At 68.8% G+C, this 25448-nt stretch carries 26 protein-coding genes and 1 pseudogene; 8 read left to right on the top strand and 19 right to left on the bottom strand.

Going from position 1 to position 25448, the window contains the following annotated elements; all coding sequences use genetic code 11:
• Positions 1-19: 19 nt before the first annotated feature.
• From ACTMTI_RS09400 to ACTMTI_RS09310, 19 genes and pseudogenes are all read right to left on the bottom strand, one after another.
• Complete coding sequence (locus ACTMTI_RS09400) at positions 20-181, bottom strand: hypothetical protein (RefSeq protein WP_357900383.1); 162 nt, start codon at positions 179-181, stop codon at positions 20-22.
• Positions 154-2049, bottom strand: a complete 1896-nt coding sequence (locus ACTMTI_RS09395) for an ABC transporter ATP-binding protein (protein WP_441119601.1) — start codon at positions 2047-2049, stop codon at positions 154-156. Before ACTMTI_RS09395 ends, ACTMTI_RS09400 begins: the two co-directional genes overlap by 28 nt.
• A complete protein-coding gene (locus ACTMTI_RS09390) occupies positions 2039-2470 on the bottom strand; it encodes a S26 family signal peptidase (protein ID WP_441119599.1) in 432 nt (143 codons plus the stop codon). Before ACTMTI_RS09390 ends, ACTMTI_RS09395 begins: the two co-directional genes overlap by 11 nt.
• Positions 2467-2979, bottom strand: coding sequence for a TlpA family protein disulfide reductase (locus ACTMTI_RS09385; protein ID WP_441119598.1), 513 nt, complete (start codon positions 2977-2979; stop codon positions 2467-2469). Before ACTMTI_RS09385 ends, ACTMTI_RS09390 begins: the two co-directional genes overlap by 4 nt.
• Entirely contained in the window at positions 2979-3494 is a 516-nt protein-coding gene (locus ACTMTI_RS09380) for a MauE/DoxX family redox-associated membrane protein (protein WP_441119596.1), read from the bottom strand. The genes ACTMTI_RS09385 and ACTMTI_RS09380 overlap by 1 nt, the downstream gene beginning before the upstream one ends.
• Positions 3495-3769: 275 nt before the next feature.
• A complete protein-coding gene (locus ACTMTI_RS09375) occupies positions 3770-5833 on the bottom strand; it encodes a hypothetical protein (RefSeq protein WP_441119595.1) in 2064 nt (687 codons plus the stop codon).
• A 296-nt stretch (positions 5834-6129) separates the two neighbouring features.
• Positions 6130-7218, bottom strand: a complete 1089-nt coding sequence (locus ACTMTI_RS09370) for an ABC transporter permease (RefSeq protein WP_441119593.1) — start codon at positions 7216-7218, stop codon at positions 6130-6132.
• Positions 7211-8833 (bottom strand): sugar ABC transporter ATP-binding protein, encoded by a 1623-nt coding sequence (locus ACTMTI_RS09365; protein WP_441119591.1) that lies wholly within the window; start codon positions 8831-8833, stop codon positions 7211-7213. Before ACTMTI_RS09365 ends, ACTMTI_RS09370 begins: the two co-directional genes overlap by 8 nt.
• A complete protein-coding gene (locus ACTMTI_RS09360; RefSeq protein ID WP_441119589.1) occupies positions 8830-9867 on the bottom strand; it encodes an ABC transporter substrate-binding protein in 1038 nt (345 codons plus the stop codon). Before ACTMTI_RS09360 ends, ACTMTI_RS09365 begins: the two co-directional genes overlap by 4 nt.
• A 197-nt stretch (positions 9868-10064) precedes the next feature.
• A pseudogene (locus ACTMTI_RS09355) lies at positions 10065-10535 on the bottom strand (MBL fold metallo-hydrolase).
• Positions 10536-11621, bottom strand: a complete 1086-nt coding sequence (locus ACTMTI_RS09350) for an S-(hydroxymethyl)mycothiol dehydrogenase (protein ID WP_441119588.1) — start codon at positions 11619-11621, stop codon at positions 10536-10538.
• Between the two features lie 78 nt (positions 11622-11699).
• On the bottom strand, positions 11700-12812 hold the full coding sequence (locus tag ACTMTI_RS09345) for an alcohol dehydrogenase catalytic domain-containing protein (protein ID WP_441119586.1): 1113 nt from the start codon (positions 12810-12812) through the stop codon (positions 11700-11702).
• Between the two features lie 35 nt (positions 12813-12847).
• On the bottom strand, positions 12848-13165 hold the full coding sequence (locus ACTMTI_RS09340; protein ID WP_441119584.1) for a 2Fe-2S iron-sulfur cluster-binding protein: 318 nt from the start codon (positions 13163-13165) through the stop codon (positions 12848-12850).
• 46 nt (positions 13166-13211) lie between these two features.
• On the bottom strand, positions 13212-14465 hold the full coding sequence (locus tag ACTMTI_RS09335) for an NAD(P)/FAD-dependent oxidoreductase (protein WP_441119583.1): 1254 nt from the start codon (positions 14463-14465) through the stop codon (positions 13212-13214).
• Complete coding sequence (locus ACTMTI_RS09330; protein WP_441119582.1) at positions 14462-15019, bottom strand: cupin domain-containing protein; 558 nt, start codon at positions 15017-15019, stop codon at positions 14462-14464. The genes ACTMTI_RS09335 and ACTMTI_RS09330 overlap by 4 nt, the downstream gene beginning before the upstream one ends.
• The gene (locus ACTMTI_RS09325; protein WP_441119581.1) at positions 15012-15683 is read right to left on the bottom strand and encodes a 4-carboxy-4-hydroxy-2-oxoadipate aldolase/oxaloacetate decarboxylase; all 672 of its coding nucleotides are present in this window, start codon (positions 15681-15683) and stop codon (positions 15012-15014) included. Before ACTMTI_RS09325 ends, ACTMTI_RS09330 begins: the two co-directional genes overlap by 8 nt.
• Positions 15684-15686: 3 nt before the next feature.
• Entirely contained in the window at positions 15687-16598 is a 912-nt protein-coding gene (locus ACTMTI_RS09320; protein WP_441119579.1) for an ABC transporter substrate-binding protein, read from the bottom strand.
• A gap of 38 nt (positions 16599-16636) precedes the next feature.
• On the bottom strand, positions 16637-17665 hold the full coding sequence (locus ACTMTI_RS09315; RefSeq protein WP_441119578.1) for an amidohydrolase family protein: 1029 nt from the start codon (positions 17663-17665) through the stop codon (positions 16637-16639).
• A complete protein-coding gene (locus ACTMTI_RS09310; protein WP_441119577.1) occupies positions 17662-18846 on the bottom strand; it encodes a cytochrome P450 in 1185 nt (394 codons plus the stop codon). Before ACTMTI_RS09310 ends, ACTMTI_RS09315 begins: the two co-directional genes overlap by 4 nt.
• A gap of 466 nt (positions 18847-19312) precedes the next feature.
• Between ACTMTI_RS09310 and ACTMTI_RS09305 the strand changes: the two genes are divergently transcribed.
• The 8 genes from ACTMTI_RS09305 to ACTMTI_RS09270 all read left to right on the top strand — a co-directional run bounded on the left by ACTMTI_RS09305 (position 19313) and on the right by ACTMTI_RS09270 (position 25404).
• On the top strand, positions 19313-19453 hold the full coding sequence (locus tag ACTMTI_RS09305; protein ID WP_441119576.1) for a hypothetical protein: 141 nt from the start codon (positions 19313-19315) through the stop codon (positions 19451-19453).
• A 35-nt stretch (positions 19454-19488) separates the two neighbouring features.
• A complete protein-coding gene (locus ACTMTI_RS09300) occupies positions 19489-20283 on the top strand; it encodes an ABC transporter ATP-binding protein (RefSeq protein ID WP_441119575.1) in 795 nt (264 codons plus the stop codon).
• A 58-nt stretch (positions 20284-20341) separates the two neighbouring features.
• Positions 20342-21094 (top strand): ABC transporter ATP-binding protein, encoded by a 753-nt coding sequence (locus tag ACTMTI_RS09295; protein ID WP_441119573.1) that lies wholly within the window; start codon positions 20342-20344, stop codon positions 21092-21094.
• The gene (locus tag ACTMTI_RS09290) at positions 21091-21972 is read left to right on the top strand and encodes a branched-chain amino acid ABC transporter permease (RefSeq protein ID WP_441119571.1); all 882 of its coding nucleotides are present in this window, start codon (positions 21091-21093) and stop codon (positions 21970-21972) included. Before ACTMTI_RS09295 ends, ACTMTI_RS09290 begins: the two co-directional genes overlap by 4 nt.
• Positions 21969-23009, top strand: coding sequence for a branched-chain amino acid ABC transporter permease (locus ACTMTI_RS09285; RefSeq protein ID WP_441119569.1), 1041 nt, complete (start codon positions 21969-21971; stop codon positions 23007-23009). Before ACTMTI_RS09290 ends, ACTMTI_RS09285 begins: the two co-directional genes overlap by 4 nt.
• A gap of 39 nt (positions 23010-23048) precedes the next feature.
• Complete coding sequence (locus ACTMTI_RS09280) at positions 23049-24260, top strand: ABC transporter substrate-binding protein (protein WP_441119567.1); 1212 nt, start codon at positions 23049-23051, stop codon at positions 24258-24260.
• 138 nt (positions 24261-24398) lie between these two features.
• Positions 24399-24995, top strand: coding sequence for a TetR/AcrR family transcriptional regulator (locus tag ACTMTI_RS09275; protein ID WP_441119565.1), 597 nt, complete (start codon positions 24399-24401; stop codon positions 24993-24995).
• Positions 24996-25029: 34 nt separating this feature from the next.
• On the top strand, positions 25030-25404 hold the full coding sequence (locus ACTMTI_RS09270) for a DoxX family protein (protein WP_441119563.1): 375 nt from the start codon (positions 25030-25032) through the stop codon (positions 25402-25404).
• Positions 25405-25448: the final 44 nt, after the last annotated feature.

The raw sequence follows: 25448 nt of genomic DNA, 5'->3' as shown, positions 1-25448 counted from the left end.
CACCTTCTCTCCGCCGATTTTATTCGCACATGGTGATCGTGCGATAAGTGCAGTTGGCGTAATAGCACTTCATCTTGTAGCACCCGGTGTTCGGGTCGTAGCTGATCTGCACGCACCTCGGGGTGCACGCCGCGTCAGCCTTGACCGTGGGAATCAACCGGTCGATGAGCTTGTCCAGCATTCTGTGTTCACCTCCTTTTTTGTCTCGGGTCGACTGGGCGCGGTTTCACGGGAGGCTGTCTCGTGATATCCGCGGGCTTGTAGGCGGAAGAGGCGGGCGTAGGTGCCGTCCACCGCCATGAGGTCGTCGTGGCTTCCCCGCTCGGCGACGCCTCCGTCCTTCAGGACGACGATCAGGTCGGCGTCCCGCACCGTGTTCAGCCGGTGGGAGATGAGCAGGCTGGTCTGGCCCGCGCGGTGGTGGCGCATCCGGGCGTGCACGTCGGCCTCGGCTTCGGGATCGAGACCGGAACTCGGTTCGTCGAGGATCATCAGGTCCCGTCCGTCACGGAGGAAGGCTCTGGCCAGGGCGGTTCGCTGCCACTGGCCGCCGGAGAGCACGACGCCGGTCGAGGAGTCCTCGCGGTCCTCCTCGCTGCTGAACATCCGGGTGAGCAGCGTGTCGTAGCCGCGGGGAAGGGCCGCCAGCAGCTCGTCCACCCCGGCCCTTCGCGCGGCGGCGCGGATCCGGTTCAGGTCGTCACGGGCACCGACGTCTCCCATGCCGATGTTGTCGCGGGCGGAGAAGTCGTAGGCCATGTGGTCCTGGAAGACGCCGCTGATCCGCTCCCGCAGCGCCTCCGGCCGGACGTCGCGCAGGTCGGCTCCGTCCCAGAGGATCGCTCCCCGGCTCGGGTCATAGAACCGGCAGAGCAGTTTGACGAGCGTGCTCTTGCCCGCGCCGTTGAGCCCGACCAGCGCCACGGCCGCGCCGTACGGGATGAACAGGTCGACGCCGCGCAGGATCCAGGGATGGTCGTCGCTGTAGCGGAACCACACGTCGCGCAGTTCGATCCCCCGGCGCAGCGGCGGCAGCGGCGCGGGGTCGGCCGGCGCGACGAGGTCGGGCTCGGCCCTGACCACCGCCACGTAGTGGCCGAAGAGCCGCAGGTTGTGATCGGTGATCGCGATGCCGTTGACCAGGGTGTCGAGCCCGCCCTGGACGGCGACGACGGCGACGGTGAACATCGACACGTCCCCGACGGTGAGCGTGCCGGTCCGGGCCGCGGCTATGGCCCAGACGAGCCCGCCTCCGGCCACCACGGCGGACAGCAGGGCGAGCGCCCCCTCCGCCGACAGCTCCTTGCGGTCCATCCGCCGCTTGCCCGCGTGAGCCGTTGACAGCTCGGCCATGAGGCGGCCGCGCAGGAATCCGCCCAGGTTGAAGAGCCTGATCTCCTTGGCCGCCTCGATCGTGCTGAGCAGGGTGCTGTAGAAGAGCTGCCGCCGCTCCGCCGGGCCGATCTCCCACATCAAGGTCGTGCGCTGGCGGGACAGCTTCAGCTGCGCGATGAGTGCCGGTACGGCGGCGCACAGCACGATCAGCGTCATGGCAGGACTGATCACCAGCAGGGAACCGACGAAGCCGATCACGGTGACGGCGGAGCGGGCCAGGCCGAATGCCTCGGTGACGATGCCGTCTGCCCTGGACGTCCCCTCCTGGGCCAGGCGCAGCCGGTCGAGGAAGCGCGGATCCTCGAAGGGCCGGAGCCCCGGAAATCGTGCCGTGGCCGCGAAGAGCCGGTCCGTCGTGGTGGCCGCCATGGCGCGGCCGATCTCGCTGCCGAGGTATCGCGAGCAGTGCGGCAGGATCGCGGCGGCGACGCCGGTACCGGCCAGCCCCGCGGCGAGGCCCAGCAGCTCGGCCAGGGAGGCCGCCCCGGTGAGGCCGTCGATGACCAGCTTGGTCAGCCAGGCCACCGCGACCGGCGCCGTGGCCGTGCCCAGTAGGGTGACCGCGTACCCGATCATGGGAACGGCGGCGCCACTCCAGCCGGTTGCCGCCGCCTCACGCGCGGAGGCGGTCAGGCGCACTCCGTCAACGGTCATGCTGTGGCTCCAGCTTTCTGACGGTGACGGCATGAAGGTCGTCGGCGTGGAAGAAGCCGTGCTCGCGGGAGTCGAAGCTGGCCTCGGTGTTGTCACCGATCAGGACGAACCTGCCGGCCGGGACGACGTCGTCGGCGACGACCTCCCGTACCCGCTCCGGGACCGGATCGCCGGGCAGGGCGGCAACGCGTTTGATCAGGAACTTGCTGCCGGTCGGGCGAGGGCTCAGGACGACGGCGATCTGCCCGTTGCGCAGCGCCGCCAGGTGCGTGCGCCGGGACAGGAGCCGGTCTCCATGGGTCAGCGCCGGGGCCATGCTGTTGCCGCTGACGTGGATCACCAGGTACGTCGCGCGCAGCCGTACGGCCAGCACGGCCAGACCCGCGAGCCCGCACGCCGCCGCGAAGAACGCCCGCCTCACGGCGCCTTGACCTCGACGGGCATGGTGTGGCCGCTGCTGACGACCGTGTCCCCGGCGTCGATCGTGATGACCGTCGGGTACGCGTTGACCTTGAACGCCGTCTGGAGGGGTCCCTGGGGCACCTCCGTGACGACACGTGCCACCTCCGCGAGCCGTTCGATGTCGGCTGCGGAGTCCTCGCCGGGGTCGGCGACGACCACGGCGAGCACGGCGTCCGACGTGCCACGTGCCCGCTCCACGAAGAGAGGAAGCAGGTCCTTGCAGGGCTGGCAGCCCCGGGAGAAGAAGCCGACCAGCGCGGGTCCGCCCAGGAGCTCGTCGGAGATCGGCTCGCCGCTCGTGGTCATGGCGGCGAACTGTGGGACCCTCGCGCCGGGCGAGAGGCCTTCCGCCGGCATCGACGACGGCAAGCTCTGGCTGCGCAGCCGGCGGATCACGCCGACGGTCAGCAGCATGTTCACCATGCACAGCAGACCGACCAGCACGACCGCAGCGACCAGGTACTGCATCACACTCTCCCCGTTCTGTCCATGAACAACTCGGCGATGTCGTCGAAGACGATGAACACGACCGCCCCCGCCAGCCCGGCCGGTATCGCCACCGCCAGCGCCGCCGCGGCCGGCGGCCCGCTCGTGAAGGTCAGCGCCATCCCGCCCAGCGCCACCACCAGCAACAGCAGGACGTTTCGCACCAGGTGCACCCAGCCGAGCGAGACCACGGACGGGCCGAAGCAGCGGCAGGACACTCGCATGCCCCGCCGGACGGTGACAGCGATCACCAGACTGAAAGCGCCGAGCATGATCCCGCTGAGGACCAGCCCGATCTCCGGGATCGCCATGAGCGCAGCCGTCGCCGCCTCACTCGTCGCGACCACACAAGCCACCGGAAGGCGAAGCCGTTCCGGCACCATCACCAGGGTGGACGCGAACGAGCGCAGGTCCGCGCGGCTGCGCAGCTTGGTGAACGCGGCGACGGCGAACACGGCCCCGATCAGGATTTGGCACGCGACGAGCAGGAGATCCACGATCCAGATATTTCCTGATCCCGCTAGCCCGGCCCTCGCGCGCCGCTAGCCCGGCCCTCGCGCGCCGCTAGCCCGGCCGCCGCGGCGGCCTGACCACGGCCGGCCCTCGATCGCCGGGCAGCTCGCCGAGGCCTGCGCGCCGCCGGCGCCCGGCGAGGAGCCTCCAGTCTCACGGAGTCCCGTCCGTGACAGGCCGCCGGAGCTCGGCTTGACCTCGTGAACGACTACCGACGGCGACCGCCGTTACCGACTATGGCCGGCACCCTCACGATGGCTCAGGCGAGCCGCCCGATGACGGCACGGCTGACCCGCTGAAGTTCCTCGTCGTTGTCGATACTCGCAAGCCGGCCGCCGCGCTGGGGAAGGGCCAGCTGCGAGCGGAGCCGCGGCAGGGCCGGTTCTGCCGCGAGGCCCATCCGGTCCAGGCACGCCACCACATGATTGGCCGTGGCAGGATTCTGCGCCCAGGCTGGGAGCAGTGTGTCCAGAACGGCCGGCGCCTCAGCCTCGCCGCCGATCTCCCACAGCGCGGCCGCGCAGTGGACACGGACCCATTCATAGCTGTGAGTCAGCAGCTCCCGCAGACGCGGCAGTGCGGCCACGGCGGGAGGGCCGATCTCGCCGAGCACGTCCGCAGCTTGCATCAGCCAAAAGAAAGGGCGGCCTTCGAGCAGTTCACGCGACAGTGGCATTACCTCCTCTCGGTCGCCGCTGACGGCCCACAGCGCGGCGACGGCAGCGGGCCGCACGTGAGCGTCGGAAGCCGCGGTCAGCGGTCGGATCGCCTCGAGGGCTGGCGCCGCTGCGGGCCCGAATGCCGCCAACGCTTCCAGGGCCGAGCACGTGGTCGGCCACTGCTGGTGACGTACAGCCGCAACAAGGGTGTCGGTGATCAAGGGCAGCGCCGCCTGATCGCCGAGCGCGGCCAGGGCGGACAGCAACGGGCCTGCGCTCATCTCGAGCCACTGCTGGGCATGGTCGACGCGGCGCAAGTGGTCACACAGCCGAGGCACAAGCTGGTCCGCGGCCTCCGGCAGGGCTCCGGTGACCTGCACCGCGCGCCAGTCGTCGACTCCGCTGTCCAGTGCCGCCAGCACACTGGGCACGGCTCGCACATCGCCGAGGCGGGCGAGCGCCCGGACCGCCTCCTGGTGGGCCCTGCGCAGCTGCGGCTGCGGTGCGGCCCACACGTCTGGTCCGTGCGCTGTGCGCTGCGCGGCGACGTGCGCGGCCAGGGCCTCCCGGGCCGGCTCGGCGATCGGGTGACAGGCCTCGAGGACGGCTGCCGCCTCGGCGGCGACTTCGTGGTCGGTCGCACCGAGGCGTCCGGCGACAAGCATGATGAGCGAGGTGTGGTCACCGCGCCAGGACTTCATGAGCTCCGCGCTCATCCGTATCGCGTCCAGGAGGGAGCCGGGATCAGGGCTGCGCAGCTGCTCCGCGAGCAACGCCGTGCGCTGGGGTACCCGTGCTGCCAGTGCCCGATGGAACGTGCGCAGCAGATCCGTGGTCGGTGTGTGAACGCGCCCTTGCCGGTCGAGGTCCTCGAAGGCGGCAACGATCTGCGGTGGCACGCCGTTCGCAGGAGCCGCCTGGCGAGGTGAGTCCCACCATGCCCCGTCCGGCGCCGTGCCGTGCGCCATCTCCTGCAGCAGGCCGATCGCGGCCGGGACGACGTCCTTGCTGATCTGCTCCGGAGCACAGCGGGCCCGCTGGACCACGGCCGCGAGCCTGGTCTCGGGGTCTGCGGCTGAATCGGCGGCCAGCCCGGCGAACCACGCCATCGCGTCGTCCGGCAACGTCGGCAGGCGAAGGGCCAGGGTCGCCATCGCCTCCACGATCAGCAACCGCTCGACGATCCCGGGCTCGGCCGGCAGCCGGTCCCGCAGCACCGCCGCGGCCCGGTCCGCGTCGTCGAGGAACAGCCCCAGCCCCGGAATCGCGGCCCGGCGAACGCGGGGATCGGCATCCGATGCCAATCCGACGAACACCTCCGCGCGCTTACGCACCGCCGCCGCGGCCTCGGCGTAGTCCACTGAGCCGACGTACTCGCAGCGTTGGACGGCTTCACTCCCGATGCTGACCAGCAGCTCGACGATCGCGGCACGGTCAAGTGCGGCGGCGTCGCCCACCAGCTCGAACAGGAACGGCAGACTCGCCGTCGTACATGCATACACATCGCCCTGATGGTGGACCGCATCGTAGAACCTGCTCAGGGCCTTGTGCCGGTCCTCCGCGTCCGTGGAACACAGGGCCGACAACAGCGCCGGAACCTCATCGGCCGAGCCGTACGCATGCTGCATCGACGACCAGTCGACGTCGTGGAGTCCGTTGAACATGCGTGGCACTATGCCCGATCACACCGACACTGACATCGTGTGCGCAGCGGTCCAACGCGGTTAAGGTCTTGACGACCGCCCCCAATGGGTTCAAGATCACCCATCACGGGACCCAGCCCAAACGCGTCAGCAACCGCTGACGAGGCCTTCGTCCGCCAGGCGTCCATCACCCTGTCACGATAAGCGTCCCGCCCAAGGCTGCAGCATTGGCCCCGTGAGACCGCGCTGTTCGCAGGTTGCCGCCCGGCGGATCTTCAGCACGTGACAGCACCGCGGCCGCGGATGGGACGCCTGTGTCAACCGCCGCTTGCCGCCGACCGCCTGGTGTTCAGCTGGTCGAATCCGACCGCGACGAGGATGAGCACGCCGATGGCGATCTGGAGGTAGAAGGCGTTGATCGCCAGGAGGTTGCCGCCGTTGTTGAGTACGCCCATGATCAGCGCTCCGGTGGCGGCGCCGATCGCGCTGCCCTTCGCGCCGAAGAGGCTGGCGCCGCCGATGACGCAGGCGGCGATCGCGCTGAGCTCGAAGCCGGTGCCGGCGGTGGGGATGCCTGCTCCCAGGCGGGAGGCGAGCAGCACCCCGCCGAGACCGGCGAGCAGGCCCGAGATCATGTAGACCGAGATCGTCACCATGCGGACGGGGACGCCCGCGAGGCGGGCAGACTCCGGGTTCGAGCCGACGGCGTAGATGTAGCGGCCGAAGACGGTCCGGGTGAGCACGAACCACATCGCGGCGGTGACCACGGCGGCGATGATGAGGAGGTTGGGGATTCCCAGGATCGTGCCGTTCGCGATGACCTGGAATGCGTCCGGTACGCCTTGAATGGTCTGGGCGTCGGTGCTGACCAGGACCATTCCGCGGGCGATGCCGAGCATGCCCAGGGTCGCGATGAACGGCGGCAGCAGGGCCCGGGTCACCAACAGGCCGTTGACGACCCCGAGCCCGGTGCCGATCCCCACTCCGAGCAGAATCGACGGCAGGATCGGCATGCCTGCGACCAGGAACTGCGCGGTGGAGGCGCCTGACAGGCCGAGGATCGACCCCACCGACAGGTCGATCCCGGCTGTCAGGATGACCAGGAGCTGGCCGACCGCGATGATCGCGAAGATGGCCACCTGACGGGCGAGGTTGGACAGGTTGTTGCCGGTGAGGAACTCGTCGCTGGCGAGCGTGAGGGCGCCGATCGCCACGAGCAGCACGACGAGCCCGCCGCTCTCCCGTCCAGCGATGTCCCCCAGCGTGATGACCCGTCGCCTCGGCTCGGGCACCTGCCTGGGCTTCGGCACCGTCTCCGGTGCCGCCGCCTCGCCTGTTTCGCCGCCGGGCGGCCTGTGAGTGATCGTCGTGGTCTCGATGGGCTCGCGCCAGATCAGCTTAGGCATCTCGGCTTCCCCCTCCTGGGTCGTCCGGCGTCGGTGGAATCGCGCGCCGAGGAGCCGAGACCTCGCCCGGGAGCGATGGGGCGTCGTCCGGACGCTCGTCTTCGGCGGCCGGGAGCTCGGCGCCCCCGCTACCGCTCGCCAGGCGGAGCACGTCCTCCTCTGTGGCGGATCCGGGAAGCTCTCCCGCGACCGCCCCGTCGCGCAGCACGAGGATGCGATCGGCGAGCCCCAGCAGCTCCGGGAGGTACGACGAGACCACGATGATCCCCAGCCCGCTCGCCGCCAGGTCACCGATGACGGTGTAGAGCTCGCCCTTGGCCCCGACGTCGATGCCCTTCGTGGGCTCGTCGAACATCAGTACCTTCGGCTTGGTGAGCAGCCACCGGGCGAGCAGCACCTTCTGCTGGTTGCCGCCGGACAGCGTCGACACCGGCTGGTCGTAGGAACCGGCACGCAGCCGCAGGCTGTCGAGCAGCCGGTCCGCCTCCTCGGCCTGTTCGCGGCCGGGCAGGAGACCACGGCGAGAGCCGCTGCGCAGGCTCGCGATGGTGACGTTCTCCCGGATCGACAGCTCAGGCAACAGTCCCAGCACCTTGCGGTCCTCGGTGAGGAGCCCTACCCCGGCGTTCATCATCGTGCGCGGTCCGGACGGTTTCACCGGCTTGCCCCCGACCTCCAGCTGACCGGCCACGATGGGAGCGGCGCCGAAGATGGACAGCAGCAAACCGCTCCGTCCCGCCCCCAGCAGCCCTCCGATGCCGAGGATCTCCCCCGCCCCGACGTGGAGGTCGATGCTCGGCGAGCGGTCGAACCGGCGCAGCCCCCGGACACGCAGCGCGGGCGTTCCTGCGTGCCGGTGGGTCTCCGGATAGAGAGAGCTGACCTCCCGGCCGACCATCGCGGTGATCAGTCGGTCCTCGTCGTAGTCGCTGATCGGCCCGGCCTCGGACAGACCCCCGTCCCGCAGGACGGTCACCCAGTCGCCGATCTCGAACATCTCCTCAAGCCGGTGGGTCACGTAGAGCATCGCTATACCGCGCTCGCGCAGCCGCAGGATGTGCTGGAGAAGCCGCTCCGACTCCGCCTCGGTGAGCGCCGTGGTCGGCTCGTCGAAGACGATCACCTTGACGGAGTCCGCAGTCAGCACCTTGGCGATCTCCACGAGCTGGCGCGTGGCCGCCGGGAGCCGTTCCACTATCGCCTGCGGGCTGAGATCCGTCAGGCCGACCTCGTCAAGGGCCTTCCTGGCGCGGGCCTGCAGCCGGCTCTTGGCGATGATCCCGGTGCGCGCCGGGAGGCGGCCCATGAACAGGTTCTCCGCGACCGACAGGTGGGGCAGCAGGCTGAGCTCCTGGTAGACGGCCTGGACGCCGGCCGCGCGCACCGATGCCGGGGTCGGCGCGGGGACCGGCCGGCCGTCGATCTCGTAGCTGCCGCTGTCCCGGCGCAACGCACCCGTCAGCACGCGGATCAGGGTCGACTTCCCCGCGCCGTTCTCCCCGGCGAGGCAGTTCACCTGGCCGGGGAGCAGGTGGAGCGAGACGTCGCTGAGCGCCTGGACGGGGCCGAAGGCCTTGGAGACGCCATGCAGTTCGACGACGGGCTGGACCATCATTCCGCCTTCATCGTCGGCGGGTTCAGAAGCTGCTTCACATCGGGCTCTGTCATGTTCTTCTTGTCGACCACGACCGCCCCGGGATCGATGTCACGTGGTGGGATGCGCTTGACCGTGGCCATCCCGGCCGCCAGAACACCCTGGTAGCCGAAGAAGTAGGGGTTCTGCACCACCAGCGCGTCGATGGTGCCGGCGGCCAGCGCGGCGTTCTCCTGCGCGTCGGAGTCGAACGCCACGACGGGGACGGTCGCGGTGGCGTGGTTGTCCTGGATCGCCCGAGCCGCGCCGACACCTGAGGTGTTGTTGTCCGCGAACACCCCCGCCAGGTTCGGGTTGGCGGTCAGCGCATCGTTGACCTGCGACGCCGCGGTGTTGATGTCGTTGTTGTTGTAGCGCTGCAGCGCCACCTTGACCTGTGGACAGTTGTTCGCGATGCCCTGCTTGAAGCCGGCGTCCCGATCGACGAGTGACTGGATGCCGGCCACGGAAGACTCGATCATGACACTGCCGCTCGTCTTGTTCTGCGCCTTGAGCAGCTCGCACATGCGCTTGCCTGCCTGCATCCCGGCCTTGACGTTGTCGGTGCCGATGAACCCCTCCGAGGCGGTGGTCACGCGGCTGTCCACGGTGATGACCTTGAGACCCGCCTTGCGCGCCCGGTCGATCGCCGAGTTCAGGGCGCTGGAGGAGTTGGGTGCGATGACCAGCCCGTCAACGCCCCGGGAGATGGAGTTCTCCACCAGTTGCACCTGCTGGTCGATGTTCGTCTCGGACGTCGGGCCGAAGGTGCTCACGTCGAGGCCGAAATCCTCGCCCGACTGCTTCGCCCCAGCGATCATCGTCTGCCAGAACGAGGAGTCGCTCGCCTTGATGATCACATCGATCTTCTTGCCGCTCGCCGCCCCGCCCGAGCCGCCGCCCGCAGCCTGTCCGGATGAACTCGTCGCCCGGCCTCCCACCACTCCGAGCACCAGCGCCACCAGAGCGATGGCCGCGACCAGTGAGAGCGAAAAGACGATACGAGAGCGCGCCATGACGGCCTCCTGAAAGGTGTCTCAGACGGCAGTCACGCTCCGGTCGTGTCTCTTGAACCTGATGATGGACAAGCGCCAACGGCGGTGAGGTGCGCCCCCGGAGACCTCTTCATTCAACAAGGACTCAAAACAATTGGTCTCTTCTAGCAAAGCCCGGGAAGTTACTGGTTGGAAACTAACAAAGAGAAAAGAACTCATTACTCGCGACTGCCACCCGGCCCACCCTGATAGAGGGTGTCCCCGGTGAAGACGGCACCGAGGTCGGGTACGTGGAAGCAGCAGGCGCCGGGAGCGTGGCCCGGTGTGTGCAGCACCCGCACTCCCATGCCCGCCACCTCGATGATCTACTCGTCGGCCAGTTCGCCGTCGGGCTCGCGTCCGGGGTGGGTGAGTCGCCACAGGGGCAGGTCGGCGGGATGGAGGAGGATCGGCGCGCCGGTCAGGTCGGCCAGTTCGGGGGCGTACCGGATGTGGTCGTCGTGGGCATGGGTGGCCAGCACGGCGAGCACCCGCCTGTCCCCGACCAGTTTCATGATGGCCTCGGTGTCGTGCGGGGCGTCGAACACCACGCATTCGATGTCGTCGCCGAGCACCCAGACGTTGTTGTCGACGTCGAACGTCTCACCGTCCAAGGTGAAGGTGCCGGAGGTGACGGTGTGGCCGATCATTCAGAGAGTCACCACCGAGCGGAGCACCTCGCCGTGGCGCATCTTGGCGAATGCCTCCTCGACCTGGTCCAGCGCGATGGTCTCGGTGACGAACTTGTCCAGCGGCAGGCGGTGCCGCAGGAACAGGTCGATCATCATGGGGAAGTCGCGGCTGGGCAGGCAGTCGCCGTACCAGGACGATTTCAGCGAACCGCCGCGGCCGAACACGTCCAGCAGCGGCAGCTCGATCCGCGTCTCGGGCGTCGGCACCCCCACCAGGACGACGGTCCCGGCCAGGTCGCGGGCGTAGAACGCCTGCTCGTACGTCTCCGCGCGGCCGACCGCCTCGATGACCACGTCCGCACCGTGGCTGCCGGTCAGGTCGCGGATCGCCTCGACGGGATCTACCGTGCGGGAGTTGACGATATGGGTGGCGCCGAAGTTTCGCGCCCAGGCGAGCTTCTGATCGTCCACGTCCACTGCGATGATCTTTGCGGCTCCGGCCAGCGACGCTCCCAGGATCGCGGCGTCGCCGACGCCGCCGCAGCCGATCACGGCCACGCTGTCGCCTCGGGTCACCCCGCCGGTGTTGATGGCCGCGCCGATCCCGGCCATCACGCCGCAGCCCAGCAGGCCCGCCACCTGGGCGGGCGCCTTTGCCGACACTTTGGTGCACTGCCCGGCCGCCACCAGCGTCTTCTCCGCGAACGCCCCGATGCCCAGCGCGGGCGACAGCTCGGTGCCGTCCTTGAGTGTCATCTTCTGCTTGGCATTGTGGGTGTTGAAGCAGTACCAGGGTCGGCCGCGTAGGCAGGCGCGGCACTGGCCGCACACCGCGCGCCAGTTCAGGATCACGAAGTCACCGGGAAGCACGTCAGTGACGCCCTCGCCGACCGCCTCGACGACGCCCGCCGCCTCGTGGCCGAGCAGGAACGGGAATTCGTCGTTGATCCCGCCTTCCCGGTAGTGCAGGTCGGTGTGGCAGACCCCGCACGCCTGAACGTTCACCACCGCTTCGCCCGGTCCCGGGTCGGGCACCAGGATGGTTTCGATGGACACCGGCTCGCCCTTGGCGCGGGCGACGACGGCTTGGACTTCGTACGTCATGGGATCGATCTCTTTCTCATGGCTGAACACCGCGGATGGGAAGCGACTCCCAGGCGCGGGGTGTTGTGGTGATGGCGATCAGATCTCGACGAGGTAGCTGGTGAAGCCGCCGTCGCCACTGGCGACACCGGAGATCGCCTCGTTGATCTCGTCCAGTGGCCAGCTCTTGGGCTGCAGCACCGAGATGTCGATCACCCCGTGACGGATCATCTCGGCCAGTTCCATTCCTTCGGCGGTGGTGAACCAGACCGAGCCGATCAGCTCCATCTGTTCATCCATCCACCACTTCACGTCGACGCCGAGCTCACCGGCCGTCCCCCCGATGTTGACGATGCGGCCACCACGCCTCACGCCGTACATCGCGTCCTTGAAGGAGTCGAGTGAGGCGACGGCACCGAGCGTATCGATCATGTAGTCCGCGCCCTGGCCGGCGGTCGACGACTTCACCCAGGCCGCGGTGCTGCCTTCGACGTTCGAGAACGTCTCGACCCGGTCGGGGGCGAGTGCCCGCAGTCGCTCCAGCAACCGGGTCCCGCGCGCCACGGCATGGATACGTGAGACGCCGAGCGCCAGGGCCACGAGGGTGACGCCGACCCCGAGGGTTCCCGTCGCACCGTTGATGATCAGCGACTTGCCCGCCAGGGGTCCCAGCTTCTTGACCGCGGCAAAGGACGTTCCGAGGTAACCCATGCGGGTGGCCTGCCGGAACTCGATGTTGCCGGGGAGCTTGACGAGGGCGTTCTGCGGGGCACGCATGTATTCGCAAAAGCCTCCGTGCGGATAACGCCTGAACATCTCGAGGCTGTTGTCGTTGTAGCCGAAGTAGCCGTTCAACGTCCAGAAGTCGCATTTCTGCGGGGTGCCGGACGTGCAGGCATGACAGGCGCCGCACGAGCGACCCGGATTCACGTAGACCCGGTCTCCCGGCTTGACGTTGACGACGAGTTCCCCGACCTCGTGCACGATGCCGACGGGATCCAGCCCGAAGATCGCCGGACGCGGTGGGAGCGGCATCTGGGGGTACCAGGACTCCCAGTTCGCGAGCACGTTGGCCAGGTTGGGGACCATTCCACAGCCCCTCACCGCGACCACGACGTCCGTGCCGGTGGCAGTCGGGCGTTCCACGTCCTCGATCATCATTTTGTCGCCGACCGCATGCAGCCGCGCGGCGCGCATCAGTTGCACCATCATGCCTTTCTTGAAGCGGAATGTCGCCGCAGCGTTCGTCAGTCCTCGGGCGCGATCGTCACGCGCACGCGGTCGAGCTGGGGACCGAAGATCAACTGGCAGGCCAGGCGGGAGTTGACCGCGAAATGGTCGGACGCATCGAGAAGATCCCCTTCGTCCCGCGACGCAGGTGGGAGCTCGGCGCCGTCGGGCAGAGCGTCGACGTAGACGTGGCACGTCGCGCAAGAGAGGCTTCCCCCACAGATCGCCTGCAACTCCTCGATCCCGGCGTTGCGAATGTTCTGCATCAGCGACATGCCCTCGCGGCCTTCCACCGCGTGGGCCACACCATCTCGTGTCGTGACAGTGAAGTGCATGGTTCGTTCCTCCTCCTGGCAAAGAGACTGTGATCGGCGCAGCGGATCAGGCCGCCGCCGCGGCGATCTCCTTCAGTGGCGTCCGCGCATCGGCCAGAAGTGCAGGGTCGATGCGCGCGCCGGTTTCCACGAGCCTGCGCCCCTGTACGTAGTCCCGGGTCGCGTTGATGCAGTCCAGCGCGATGACCGCGCCGTTCTTCAGATAAAAGAGGGAAAAGCTTCGTCCTCTGGGGCCGCTGCGGAGGACTGTCAGGTCGTGCCCGAGGCTCAGGCCGATGGTCTGGAGGCGCAGGTCGTACTGGTGCGACCAGAACCACGGGACAAGACGCAACGGCTTGGGGAGCCCGCTGATCGCCTTGCCTGCCGTGTGAGCCTGTTCCGAGGCGTTCTGCCGTGACTCGATGCGGACGCCGGGCCCGCTCCTCATCACCGCGCAGTCGCCGACGCAGTACACGTCCGCGAGCGTCGTACGGCAGAGGTCGTCGACCAGGACGCCGGTCCCGCCGGACGCCGCCTCCGCTCCCGCACGCAGGAGCGGCTGGATCGCCGGCTCGATGCCGATCCCCACGATGACCTGATCGGCCCGGATCACCGTGTCGTCCGTGAGGCGCACGCCGCTCACCGCCCCGTCGCGGCCCAGGATCTCGGCGACGCCGGCGCCGAGGCGCAGGTCCACGCCGCGGGATCGGTGCTCGGCCTCGAAGAAGCGGGACACCGGTTCCGCGGCGACACGGGCGAGGACCCGGTCCAGCGTTTCGATGATCGTGACCTCCTTGCCGAGTTCGCGGAGCACCGCCGCGGCCTCGAGGCCGACATAGCCGCCGCCGATCACCGCGAAGTGATGGCTCTGCGGCAGGACGGCGATGAGCCGGTCGCAGTCCGCCTTGTTGCGCAGCGTGCGGACGCCGTCCAGGTCGTTCCCGGGGCACGTCACCGCGCGCGGACGGCCTCCCGCGGCCCACACCAGCACGCCGTAGCCGATCGTGGTGTGGTCGTCACACGTGACCGTGCGGGCCTCGGGGTCGACGGCTTCGACCCGCCGGCCGAGGCGCAGCGTCACCACGTGCTCCGTCCAGAACTCCGGGGGACGCAGCAGCAGTTGCTCGAAGTCCTTCTTGCCGGCCAGGTACTCCTTCGAGAGGGCAGGACGCTCATAGGGCGGCACCGGCTCGTCCCCGAGCAGGCCGATACGTCCCTCGAACCCCGCCTGCCGAAGGGCGATCGCGGTCTCGGCGCCCGCGTGCCCGGCGCCGACGACGAGGCAGTCGAAGCGCTCGATGGTGGAGTGTTCCGGTGTCATCGTGGCGCCGCGCCGATCAGGACGAAGCACATCGTCGCGGTCCGGTCTGTCTTGTTCCGCCACGCGTGCCGGGTACCGCACTGGATCGCCACGTCGCCGGTCCGCAGATGCGTCGTGGCCCCGTCGTCCAGCTCCAGCCAGATCTCCCCGTCGAGGACGATGTCGTAGTCGACCGTCTCCATGCGGTGAAACCCCGGCGCGTCAGCCTCGAACCGCTCGGCCAGACCGGGGATGAACTCCCGCTGCTCCGCATCCGCGGCGGCCGGGTCGAACTGCGGGCGCGCCATCGACGAGTCCGGCGGAAAGGTGACGATCATGAGGCGGGTCTCGCCCGGTGCCGGCGGCACCACGAGTCCTGCGGGCGCGCACTCGCCGTCGTCCTGCGGCAACGGCGGAGTCGCCGCGGTCGCGTAGAGGACCGAGGTCATCATGCCGGGGATCGAGGTGTAGTGGTGCGCGTTCGGGACCGGACCGTCGCTGACGACGACGGACTTTCCGTCCCTGGTGCCGGTGACCACACGCCGCGGGACGTCCGGCCGCGTGAACCTACTCATAGATCAGTCCCTTCTCCTGCAACCGGCCCCGCATCTCGTTGACGTCGAGGCTGAGCCGGCCGGATGCGTAGAGCTGACGTTTCTTCTCCTCCGTCGCCGCGCGCCGGCGTGCCGTCTCGAGCACCGCGGCCGCGGTGCCTCGCGGCACCACGCAGACACCGTCGTCGTCCGCGACGATCACGTCCCCCGGAGTGATCGAGGCGCCCGCGCAGACGATGGGGACCTGCACGTCGGCGAGCGTCTCCTTGACGGTCCCCTGGGCGCTGACGGTCTTGCTCCAGACGGGGAAACCCATCGCGCGCAACTGCGCGACGTCGCGCACCCCGGCGTCGATCACGAGCCCGCGGATGCCTCTGGACATCGCCGACGTGGCGAGGAGATCACCGAAGTAGCCGTCGTCGCAGGGGGAGGTCGGGGTCACGACCAGGATGTCGCCCGTTTGCGCCTGCTCGAGCGCGACATGGATCATCCAGTTGTCCCCCGGCGGCACCTCGCAGGTCAGAGCCGTCCCTGCGACGGTCGTCCCGGATTGGCGCGGGCGCAGTCGCGGGCCGAGAAGTCCCGTCCGGCCCTGCGCCTCGTGAACGGTCGCCACGCCGACTGCGGCGAACCCGTCACAGATCGCCGCATCGGTGCGCGCGATCGTCTTCACCACGTGTGCCATGGCTCAACCCACCGGTACGAAGCTCGGGTCGAGGACGCCTGTCGCCTCGGCGCGCTGTTCCGGCGTGAGCAGCCTGGCGCGGATCATGGCATCCACGGTGGCTTCCAGGGCCGTCGGGGGGACCTCGAGATTCTTCGGCCACATGCCCATGTCCCGCGTGTAGGACAGACCCTTCGCGGCCAGGACCGGGTCGCCGGGCGTCGTGAGCCGCTGGTAGATCGGCAGCGTGACGGCGTCGTGGGCCGGATCGTTCACGATGTCGTGGGCGTCGGCCAGTGCGGCCACCAGCTTGGTGACGGTGTCCCGGTTCCGCGACGTCCAGCCGGCATCGGCTATGACCGCCGCGAAGATGATCTCCGGGAGTACGTCGTTCACCTCGCCGATGAGGCGGTACCCCTGCCGTTCGGCCAGGAAGTTCCAGGGTGCCGGCTGAGGAGCGCAGTCGATCTCGCCCTTCTGCAGTGCGTCCCACCGGGCCGTGTGCACACCGGCGAGGCCGAAGTCGTAGTCACCGGGGTACGACAGGCCCTCCGGCTGAAGCATCATCTGCGTGTAGATGGCCGTCCCCTCCGTGAGGGATGACGTGCCGATCCGTTTCCCCCGCAACTCGGCGATGCCGCCGATCCCGGGCCGTGCGACGAGCGACATCGGAAGGCGGAGCGAGTTGGCCGCGATGATGCGCAGATCGCCGCCGGAGACGAAGTCGAAGACCGCACCCTCCGGCGGTGTGATCGCCAGATCGGCTGCGCCGTCCCGCACGGCCGAGGTGGCCTTGTCGACCGAGCCCAGCCGCAGATACTCGATCGCCAGTCCGTACTTCGCGAACAACCCCTGGTCCTCCGCGACGAAGACCGGGAGCCAGTTGAAGCCTTGGGCGCCGCCGGCAAAACGTACTCGTGTCAGGTCAGCAGGCATCGATGGAACCTCCAATGGTCCAGAAGACGAGCGCCTGATCAGCGCCCTTGTGCCGTGAGAAGCGCATCGAGCCTCGGGTAGGCGCGTCGCGCATTGCCCTCGAGGACGGCGTGACGCGTCTCGTCGTCCAGGCCGAGCGCGTCGATGTAGCGCTTGGTGTCGTCGAAGGGGTGCCCCGTCTCCGGGTCCACGGCGCGCACCGCGCCGAGAAGCTCGGACCCGAAGATCAGGTTCTTGGGGTCGATCACCGTGAAGAGGGCATCCATGCCCGCCTGGTGGTAGACACAGGTGTCGAAGAACAGGTTGTGCATCAGGTGCTCGGACAGCGGGGGCTTGCCCAGCATGATCGACAGGCCCCGGTATCGCCCCCAGTGGTACGGAGCCGCACCGCCGCCGTGCGGGATGATCAGCCGTAGTGCGGGATGCCGCTCGAAGAGGTCACCCTCGACCAACTGCATGAAGACTGCGGTATCGGCGGCGATGTAGTGCGCCCCCGTCGTGTGCAGGGCGCGTTCGCAGGAGCCGGAGACATGGATCATGGCCGGTACGTCCAGCCGGGTCAGGGTCTCCCACAGCGGATCCCACCAACGGTCGTAGAGCGGCGGTGCCGACCAGTGCCCGCCCGAGGGGTCCGGGTTGAGATTGCACCCGATGAAGCCGTGGCCCACGCAGCGCTCCAGCTCTGCGAGCACGGGCTCCAGATCCCCGTCGATCGTCTGGGGCAACTGGCACACGGCGGCGAAGTTGCGCGGGAAGAGCTCGCAGATGCGCCGGACCGTGTCGTTCGACAGGCGGGCCCACTCCGTGGCGATGTCCTGCCCCGGGACATGATGGCCCATGCCCGATGCGCGCGGCGACAGGATCGTCAGGTCCGAGCCCCGTTCCTGCTGCACCCGGAGCTGGTTCTGCGCGACGATCCGCCGCAGCTCGTCGTCGTCGGTCCCGGAGTAGGCGGGGCGTTCCTGCGATCGCCCTTCGGCGAAGGCGATCTGCGCCTTGCGGAAGGCGTGGAACTCCGGGGGTTCGGTCGTGAAATGGCCATGGCAGTCGATGGCCAGGTTGCTCATGCCTCCCATGTCGCCGGAATCTCCGTGACGCCGCGGAAACGCCAGCCCTTGGCCCGCACCTCGCGCGTGTCGTCCAGCCGCAGGTTCGGCAGCTGCTGGAAGACCTCCTCGAGCGCGATCTGACCCATGGCCCGCGAGAGGGCGTGACCCGAGCAGAAATGCGGCCGGAAGCCGAAGGACAGGTGCGGCCGCTTCTTGCGGTGCATGTCGAACGCGTCGGGGTTCTCGAAGCGGTTCTCGTCCCGGTTCGCCGAGGCCATGACGATGGCGACCGAGGCTCCGGCCGGGATGGTCGTGCCGGCCACGACGACGTCCTCGGCGGCGACCCGTGGCGTGACCCCGATGGGGGCGATCCAGCGCAGGCCCTCGTCGAACGCGCGGAGCGCGTGCTCCGCCGGGTCGGCGGCGACCACCTTCGCCTGGTCGGGGTTCAGCAGCAGGCCCGCGCAAGCGTTCGCGGCGGCGTGGCCGGGCTCCTGGAGGCCACCCAGGATGATCACCTTCATCGTGGGCAGGATCTCGTCGAGGCTGCGCACCTGCCCCTCGGGCATACCACCGCGCATCACATGGCTCATCAGGGTGTGGTCCGGCGTGGCGAGCGCCCGTTCGTAGAGCACCCCCAGTTGCGCCTCGATCTCGGCCAGAGCTCGGTCGAGCCGATCCCATACGGCCTGGTCGTCACTCACGTTCTGCAGGCCCGCCGCCATCGCGTGGAACCACTCGACCAGGGTTTCGTTCGTGGTGTCCCTGAGGCCTATGACGTTCCCGATGCAGCGGACCGAGATCGGCTCGAAGAGGTCGGCGGTGAGATTCGCCGCGCCCCGGGGCTTCAACCGGGTGAGGTAGTCCCGCACGACCGGGCGCGTCAGTGCTTCCACGTAACCGCGGACCGCCTCCTGGGTCAGGTTGTCGTCGATGCCCGCGCGCAGCAAAAGGTGCTCGTCACCGCTCATGCTCAGCACGTTCGGCATGCCCATGACGCGCGCCTCCGGCCGGTCGGGGCTGCCGGACGGGCCGAACACCCGATCGTTCGAACCCACCGTGCGACAGTCCTCGAAACGCGTGACGAGGAATTCCTTGGTGCCCTCGAAGAAGGCCACCGGCGATTCCTCCCGCAAGCGGGCATACACCGGGTAGGGATCCCGGAACAGGTTCTCGCCCGTCAGCTCCGATACAGACATGTCATCTTCCTCGATTCAGTCTTGACGGGAAGGTCGGATTCAGTCGGCGGTCGCGATCCGTCGCGGGGAGCCGCACGGCGGCCCACTGAGAAACCGGCTGGACTTTGGATACTGCAAGGTATGTAACGTGGCTTGCGGTGTCAATACCCCATGCAGCTCGCGCGGGAGCCCGGCACTGCCAGACGTCAAGGCCCCAGCCGACCTGCATCGACGCCACTTCGTCGAGGCCATGAGCCCGCACCGCCGAGAACTCCGGAGACGTCCCGGCGGCCGCCGCACGGCAACGCGTGTTTCGTCGCGATGAACTTGTTGACATCCGTCACCGGCAACAGATACCGTCCGGAATCCAGATTCTGTGGGGGATTTCACAGAGCCGTGAGCAGAGCCGCCCTGGCGCCACGGAGCACAGCCCCCGTTACCCCGGACTCGCCCCGGACCGTCCCGTCACACGAAGAGGTGAGATTCAGTGAACGACACCGCCCTCGACGTGCTCGCCCCCTCGGACCCGATGGTCCGTGAGGTCGCGTCGATCGAGGACGTCGTCCACGTCGAGGACGCGAAGGCCGACGAGTCGATGGACGGCGAGCACCACCGGTGCTCGCCGTGACCGGCGACCTCGCACGGACAAGGACGGTGCCGACGATGACCGACCCACCACCCAACATCGCGTTGCGCGTCGGCGCCCTGGGAGTCAGCTTCCGGGGGGTCCAAGCACTCCGCGACGTCTCTTTCTCGATCCCCGCGGGCGGTGTCTCCGCGGTGATCGGGCCGAACGGAGCAGGCAAGACCACGCTCCTGAACTGCATCAGCGGGGTCGTCCGCCATGAGGGCACGGTCGAGCTCGAAGGTCATGACCTGAGCCGGCTGCGCGCCGACCGGCGCGCAGCGCTCGGCATCGCACGCACCTTCCAGACACCGCTGCTCGTGCCGGACCTCACCGCCCTCGACAACGTCCTGCTGGGTGCGCACCCGAAGGTGCGCGGGGGGGTGATCGGATCGATGCTGCGGCTACCCGCCGTGAGGTCGGACGAGACCTCGATGCGTGCGCGGGCAGCCGAACTGCTGTCGCACCTCGGTCTCGCGCGAGCGGACGTGCGCCGCGTCGTCAGCCTGGCGCACGGCGACCGGCGACGGGTCGAGGTCGCCAGGGCCCTGCTCGCCGAGCCCCGGCTGCTGCTGCTCGATGAGCCGGCCGCGGGACTCGGTGCGGACGAGGCCTCCGAGCTGCTCGACGACGTCGAGGTGTTCGCGGCGGCTGCCGGGACGACGTGCGTCCTCGTCGAGCACGACGTCGGCCTCGTGATGCGGGTGTCGCGCCACGTGGTCGTCCTCGACGCAGGACGTCTTCTGGTCGCCGGGCCGCCCGCGGAGGTGGCGGCCGATCCGCAGGTCGTCGCCGCCTACCTCGGCGACGAGTGGTCGGAGGTGGAGGCGTGAGCGAGCGAACCATGAGCACAGCAGCACTTTCGCTCACGGTGCCGCCGAAGGAGGCACCGTGAGCACAGGACTGCTCGAGACCCGGCAGCTCGTCGCGCGGTACGGCTCGGTCGAGGTCCTTCACGGGATCGACTTCAGCATCGCTCCGGGCGAGATCGTCGTGCTCCTGGGGCCCAACGGAGCCGGCAAGACGACGCTGCTGCGGGCCATCTCCCGGGTGGTGCCGACGCGTGGCGAGATCACCCTCACCGGGGTGAGCATCGCCGGCTGGAGCGGCGCACGCACCGCCCGCGCCGGCGTCGGACACGTGCCCGAAGGCCGAGGCACCTTCGCCGACCTCACTGTGGAGGAAAATCTGCGACTCGGCAGCCTGGCCCGTCCGAAGGGACGGCGGTCGAGCGCGCGCGAGGACTTCGCCCAGGTCTACGCCACGTTCCCGGTACTGGCGGACATGCGACGGCGTGCCGCCGGGCTCCTGTCGGGCGGACAGCAGCAGATGCTCGCGATCGGACGTGCGCTGATGGCGCGCCCTCAGTTGCTGCTCATCGACGAGCCGTCACTGGGCCTGGCGCCCATGGTGACCCAGCAGCTCTTCGAGGCCCTGGCCAGGATCAGGGGTGAGTGGTCGACATCGCTGCTGATCGCCGAGCAGAACGCACGGCTTTCCTTGCGCGTCGCCGACCGCGCCGTCGTCCTGGCGGGCGGCCGCGTCGCCGCCGCCGGCCCCACGGCGGATTTCCGCGACGGCGACGTGATCAGGCGCGCCTACCTGGGAGAAGCGGCCGGCGGTCCGGAAAGGGACGAGAAATGACCGAACTGCTCCAACAGTTGCTGGACGGACTGAGCTCAGGGCTCGTGTACGGCATGCTCGCACTCGCGCTGAGCGTCGTCTTCCAAGGCACGGGAATGCTCAACTTCTCCCAGGGGGAGATGGCCACCCTGTCGGCATACGTGACATTGGTCCTGACCCAAGCAGGCGTGGGGTTCTGGGCGGCGCTTCCCCTCACCGTGGCTCTGTCCGCGGGCGGTGGGGCGCTCATCGAGAGAGTACTGGTCCGGCGCCTGGAGGGCGCCGGCGAACTCCCCCTGCTCACGCTCAGCGTCGCCCTGCTCCTCGGCCTGAACGCGCTCATGTCGATCATCTGGACGACCGACCCGCGGACCTTCCCCAGCCCGTTCGGAAGCGGGCTGATCGAGTTCGCGGGGCTGCACATGACGGTGCAGCAGGTCGGGTCGCTGATCACGCTGCTCGCCGTCATGGCCGCGACGGCGCTGCTGTTCAACCGGACCAGTGTCGGATTGCGGCTTCGCGCGGTGGCACAGAATCCCGCCTCGGCGACACTCCTGGGCCAGCACCAAGGCCTGTGGCTCATGGTGGGGTGGGCCGTCGCCGCCGCGGTCGGCGCGTTCGCCGCGGTCGTGGCCGCGCCGGTCCTCACACTCTCTCCGGGGATGATGACCTTCCCCCTCCTTCTGGCGCTGGCCGCCGGCACGCTCGGCGGGCTGTCCAGCCGCGTGGGGTCGGTCGTCGGGGGCGTCCTGATCGGCATCGCCGACAACCTGGCCAGCCGGTACGTGCCCGGACTGGACAGGGATCTCGCCATCATCGCTCCCTTCGCCCTCACCGCCCTCGTCGTGATGCTGCGGCCGGCGGGGCTCTTCGGCAGGACCAGGACGGTGAGGGTATGAACACGCGCCTGCGCTGGGCCGTCCCCATCGGCTGGGCCGCCGCACTCGTGACCGGCGTCGTCGTCCCCTTCGTCGTCTCCGACTACGACCTGCTGGACCTCACGCGCATGCTCGCCATCGCGATTGCGGTCGCCGGGCTGAACCTCCTGCTGGGGCATTCCGGCCAGATCAGCGTCGGCCACGGCGCCGTCTTCGGGCTGGGCGGTTACGCCGCCATCATTCTCGTGGCCACGTACGGATGGCCGTGGTGGTGCGCGGTCCTCGTCGGCGGCGCCGTGTGCCTGGTTTTCGGCCTGCTGCTCGGCGTCCTCGGCCTCACCATGGGCGGGGCCAACCTCGGGCTGCTCACGATCGCCGTAGCGGCGATCTTCCCACTGCTCCTCATCCGGCTCAAGCCGATCACGGGCGGGACCTTCGGCATCTTCATGGCGCGCTCCCCGATCGAACCCCCGGCCTGGAGCGGACTGACCGAGGCGCAGTTCGGTTTCCTCGTGTGCCTCGTCGCACTGGCCCTGATCCTCCTCGTGCTGCGCAACCTGGTCACCGGCCGGCTCGGCCGAGCCTTCGCGGCCGTCCGGACGAGCGCACTCCTGGCAGCCGCGAACGGGGTCAACGTCAACCGCACGAAGCTCGTGGCATTCGCCGTCAGCGCGGCGGTCGCCGGGATGGGGGGCGCGTTCTACGCGCTCATCGCGGCGATCGCCGTGCCGGACAGCTATCTCGTGTCTTTCTCGATCGCGCTGCTCGCGGCGAGCGTCGTCGGCGGCAGCAGGACCTGGGCCGGCGCCCTCGTCGGCGCGGCGATCGTGATCTATCTCCCCAAGTTCGCCGAGAGCATCGTCGGTGCCGAGTCCGCGGGCAACTGGTCCCAGCTCGTCTACGCCTGCGGCCTCATCCTGACCCTCATCATCGCGCCGTCCGGCCTCGTCGGTGACCTTTCGCGCCTGGCACATCGCGCCACCGGGCCCCGGGGTGACGCGCCTCCCGTGCGCGCAGCCCGTACGGGCCGTGCCGACGACGCAGCCCTCAACAAGTAGATGTCCGACCCCACGTGGGCCCCGAACGAGAGGTTTCCCATGGTGCGCTACAGAAGTAAGAAGGTCATGGCCGTGGCCATGGCGGCGTTGGCGGTCGTTCTGGCGGGATGCTCCGGGCGCGCTGCGTCCTCTCCGGGCACCGCGGACGGCAGCGGCGACATCGTCATCCGGGCCAGCTACCCGCTCAGCGGTCCTCTGGTGTCCGCGGGCGCCTCGGCCTCCGGGGCCAAGGCGTACTTCGACGCCGTGAACACCGCCGGAGGCATCGGCGGGCGAAAGGTCGACTTCAAGGTGGTCGACGATGCCTTCGACCCTGCCCGGATGGTTTCCAACAACAGGCAGTTCGCCGAGCGCGACAAGGCGACGATCGTCATCAACTTCGGCGGGATCTCCGTCGCCGCGCGGCCGCCGCTCAACGCGGCGCACGTCGCCCAGATCGTGCAGGGCGGCGAGAAGGAGCTGAGCGACGTCCAGAACTTCCCCTACACGCGCGCCTTCGTGCCGGACATCGCCTGGGAGGGCGAACTCCAGGGGCGGTACATCGCCAAGAACATCCCCAAGGCCGTCGTCGGTTTCCTGGGGTTCAACAACGCCTTCGCCGAGAGCCAGCTCGCCGGGCTCGCAGCGGCCGGCATCACCCCTGTGAAAGCCATACGGATCCCGCCGGGCCAGGGGGACCTGTCGTCCCAGGTGACAGAGCTCAAGGCCGCAGGCGTCAACGTGCTGGTCGTGACCCACGGCCCGCCGACCATCGGCGCGCTGCTGTCTCACATGGGCCAGATCAAGTACAAGCCGACGATCTTCATCGGCAGCCCGTACGCCGACTTCGCCAGCACGGTCAAACCCGCCGGCGCGGAGAACGTCGTCGGAGCTCTCTCCTACCAGTGGTTCAAGGATCCCCAGAACCCCGCCCTGAGCGACGACAAGGCGCTGGCCCAGTACCGGGCCGACATGGCCAAGTACGCGCCGTCCGCGGACGCCGGACAGACCTTCACCCTCACCGGCTACGGGCTGGCGGCGGCCATCGTCTCGGCCCTCCGCTCGGCAGAGGAGATCAGCAGCGACGGCTTCCTCTCCGCGTGGGACTCGCTCTCCCAGGAGGAGAACCCCCTGCTGATCGATCAGGCCTCGCTCACCGGCGAAAAGGACGGCCGGCTGGTTCACCAGTACCAGCTGCACGAGTTCGACGGTAAGAGCTGGGTGGCGCGCGACTCCGCCATCGATGTCTCCAAGGCCGGCATCGCCGGCTGAATCGAGCTGCGCGCGCGGCCTTACGCTGTGAGCCCGGGCGGGCGGCAGGAGCGGTTGCCGCAATAACCTTCCTCCGGGGAAGGAGCAGCGGTACACCCGCGCGCAATACAAGAACAACCGAACGGATGTGGAGTATCAATGGCTCGGCTGACGCGAGAGCAGAAGCAGGCACTCACGCGGGAGAAGCTTCTTCTCTCGGCGCTGGATGTCGTCGCGCGCGACGGCTATGACGGCGCCTCGGTCGAACGCATTGCCGAGGAGGCCGGCTTCTCGAAGGGAGCTTTCTATTCCAACTTCTCCTCGAAAGAGGAGATCCTGCTGGAGCTGCTCGAAGGGAATGCCGGCCACGACGTCGAGGAGCTCTCCGAACTGCTCCGCGAGGTCACGGATCCTGACGAGGTGATCGAGGTCGTCGCCCGGTGGTGCGACTCCCGTGCAAGCGAGCAGAAGTGGGGCATCATCGCCATCGAGTTCCTGCGCCGTGCGCAGCGCGACGGCACCCTGAGCGATCGGCACCGTCAACTCTTCGTGAGTCAGTGGGAACAGGCCGGCGCGCTCCTGCAGAGCAAGCTCCTCCCCGGCCACGAGCCGGGCATCAGCGCACTCGACCTCGGCGGGATCGTCCTCGAACTCACCTACGGCGGCATCTCGAGCTTCCTCAAGGCCAACACTTCGGGCCAGATGATCCGGCACGTGCTCAACGCGCTCCGGAACTCGGTCCGCGTGACTCACTAAATCCCCGCTCCTTCACCCCTTCAGGAGTCCAGCCATGGACATTGCTTTTCGGCTTGCCTGCGTCGCCATCGGCCTGCCCTTCATCTGGCTCGGCTACGAGGCCATCGCCGCGCCCGGCGCGCGTGTCGCGATGGCGGCCAAGCTCCGCATCCCCCGCCCGGAGATCGCCGTCCGATTCAATGGCGCCGCGATGGTCGCGGGCGGCATCGGCGTCGCCATCGGCCTGCTCTGGCAGGCCGCGGCAGTCGGCCTGGTGATCTCACTGATCCCGACGACGCTCGCCGGTCATGCGTTCTGGGCCGACACCGATCCTCAGGTACGCAAGGCCAACCGCATCCAGTTCCTCAAGAACCTCGGGCTCATGGGTGGCCTCCTCGCCGTGGCGCTCGCCCCGTACGTCAACGGCTGAGCGATCGGTGAGGGGGATTTCCGCGTGGAAGCCCGGACGGTTGC

The organism is Nonomuraea sp. H19, assembly GCF_052068215.1.
Taxonomy (GTDB): domain Bacteria; phylum Actinomycetota; class Actinomycetes; order Streptosporangiales; family Streptosporangiaceae; genus Nonomuraea.
The sequence above is the reverse complement of the archived record's forward strand: the minus strand, read 5'-3'. Positions and strand labels throughout refer to the sequence as shown.

Bases quoted from the DNA above. Each gene is read 5' to 3' on its own strand.
- ACTMTI_RS09350 (WP_441119588.1), bottom strand. From the start codon at position 11,621: ATGACGTACGAAGTCCAAGCCGTCGTCGCCCGCGCCAAGGGCGAGCCG.
- ACTMTI_RS09395 (WP_441119601.1), bottom strand. From the start codon at position 2,049: ATGACCGTTGACGGAGTGCGCCTGACCGCCTCCGCGCGTGAGGCGGCG.
- ACTMTI_RS09365 (WP_441119591.1), bottom strand. From the start codon at position 8,833: ATGATGGTCCAGCCCGTCGTCGAACTGCATGGCGTCTCCAAGGCCTTC.
- ACTMTI_RS09375 (WP_441119595.1), bottom strand. From the start codon at position 5,833: ATGTTCAACGGACTCCACGACGTCGACTGGTCGTCGATGCAGCATGCG.
- ACTMTI_RS09270 (WP_441119563.1), top strand. From the start codon at position 25,030: ATGGACATTGCTTTTCGGCTTGCCTGCGTCGCCATCGGCCTGCCCTTC.
- ACTMTI_RS09315 (WP_441119578.1), bottom strand. From the start codon at position 17,665: ATGAGCAACCTGGCCATCGACTGCCATGGCCATTTCACGACCGAACCC.
- ACTMTI_RS09330 (WP_441119582.1), bottom strand. From the start codon at position 15,019: ATGAGTAGGTTCACGCGGCCGGACGTCCCGCGGCGTGTGGTCACCGGC.
- ACTMTI_RS09345 (WP_441119586.1), bottom strand. From the start codon at position 12,812: ATGATGGTGCAACTGATGCGCGCCGCGCGGCTGCATGCGGTCGGCGAC.
- ACTMTI_RS09385 (WP_441119598.1), bottom strand. From the start codon at position 2,979: ATGCAGTACCTGGTCGCTGCGGTCGTGCTGGTCGGTCTGCTGTGCATG.
- ACTMTI_RS09325 (WP_441119581.1), bottom strand. From the start codon at position 15,683: ATGGCACACGTGGTGAAGACGATCGCGCGCACCGATGCGGCGATCTGT.
- ACTMTI_RS09335 (WP_441119583.1), bottom strand. From the start codon at position 14,465: ATGACACCGGAACACTCCACCATCGAGCGCTTCGACTGCCTCGTCGTC.
- ACTMTI_RS09360 (WP_441119589.1), bottom strand. From the start codon at position 9,867: ATGGCGCGCTCTCGTATCGTCTTTTCGCTCTCACTGGTCGCGGCCATC.
- ACTMTI_RS09310 (WP_441119577.1), bottom strand. From the start codon at position 18,846: ATGTCTGTATCGGAGCTGACGGGCGAGAACCTGTTCCGGGATCCCTAC.
- ACTMTI_RS09400 (WP_357900383.1), bottom strand. From the start codon at position 181: ATGCTGGACAAGCTCATCGACCGGTTGATTCCCACGGTCAAGGCTGAC.
- ACTMTI_RS09340 (WP_441119584.1), bottom strand. From the start codon at position 13,165: ATGCACTTCACTGTCACGACACGAGATGGTGTGGCCCACGCGGTGGAA.
- ACTMTI_RS09275 (WP_441119565.1), top strand. From the start codon at position 24,399: ATGGCTCGGCTGACGCGAGAGCAGAAGCAGGCACTCACGCGGGAGAAG.
- ACTMTI_RS09300 (WP_441119575.1), top strand. From the start codon at position 19,489: ATGACCGACCCACCACCCAACATCGCGTTGCGCGTCGGCGCCCTGGGA.
- ACTMTI_RS09280 (WP_441119567.1), top strand. From the start codon at position 23,049: ATGGTGCGCTACAGAAGTAAGAAGGTCATGGCCGTGGCCATGGCGGCG.
- ACTMTI_RS09290 (WP_441119571.1), top strand. From the start codon at position 21,091: ATGACCGAACTGCTCCAACAGTTGCTGGACGGACTGAGCTCAGGGCTC.
- ACTMTI_RS09370 (WP_441119593.1), bottom strand. From the start codon at position 7,218: ATGCCTAAGCTGATCTGGCGCGAGCCCATCGAGACCACGACGATCACT.
- ACTMTI_RS09320 (WP_441119579.1), bottom strand. From the start codon at position 16,598: ATGCCTGCTGACCTGACACGAGTACGTTTTGCCGGCGGCGCCCAAGGC.
- ACTMTI_RS09285 (WP_441119569.1), top strand. From the start codon at position 21,969: ATGAACACGCGCCTGCGCTGGGCCGTCCCCATCGGCTGGGCCGCCGCA.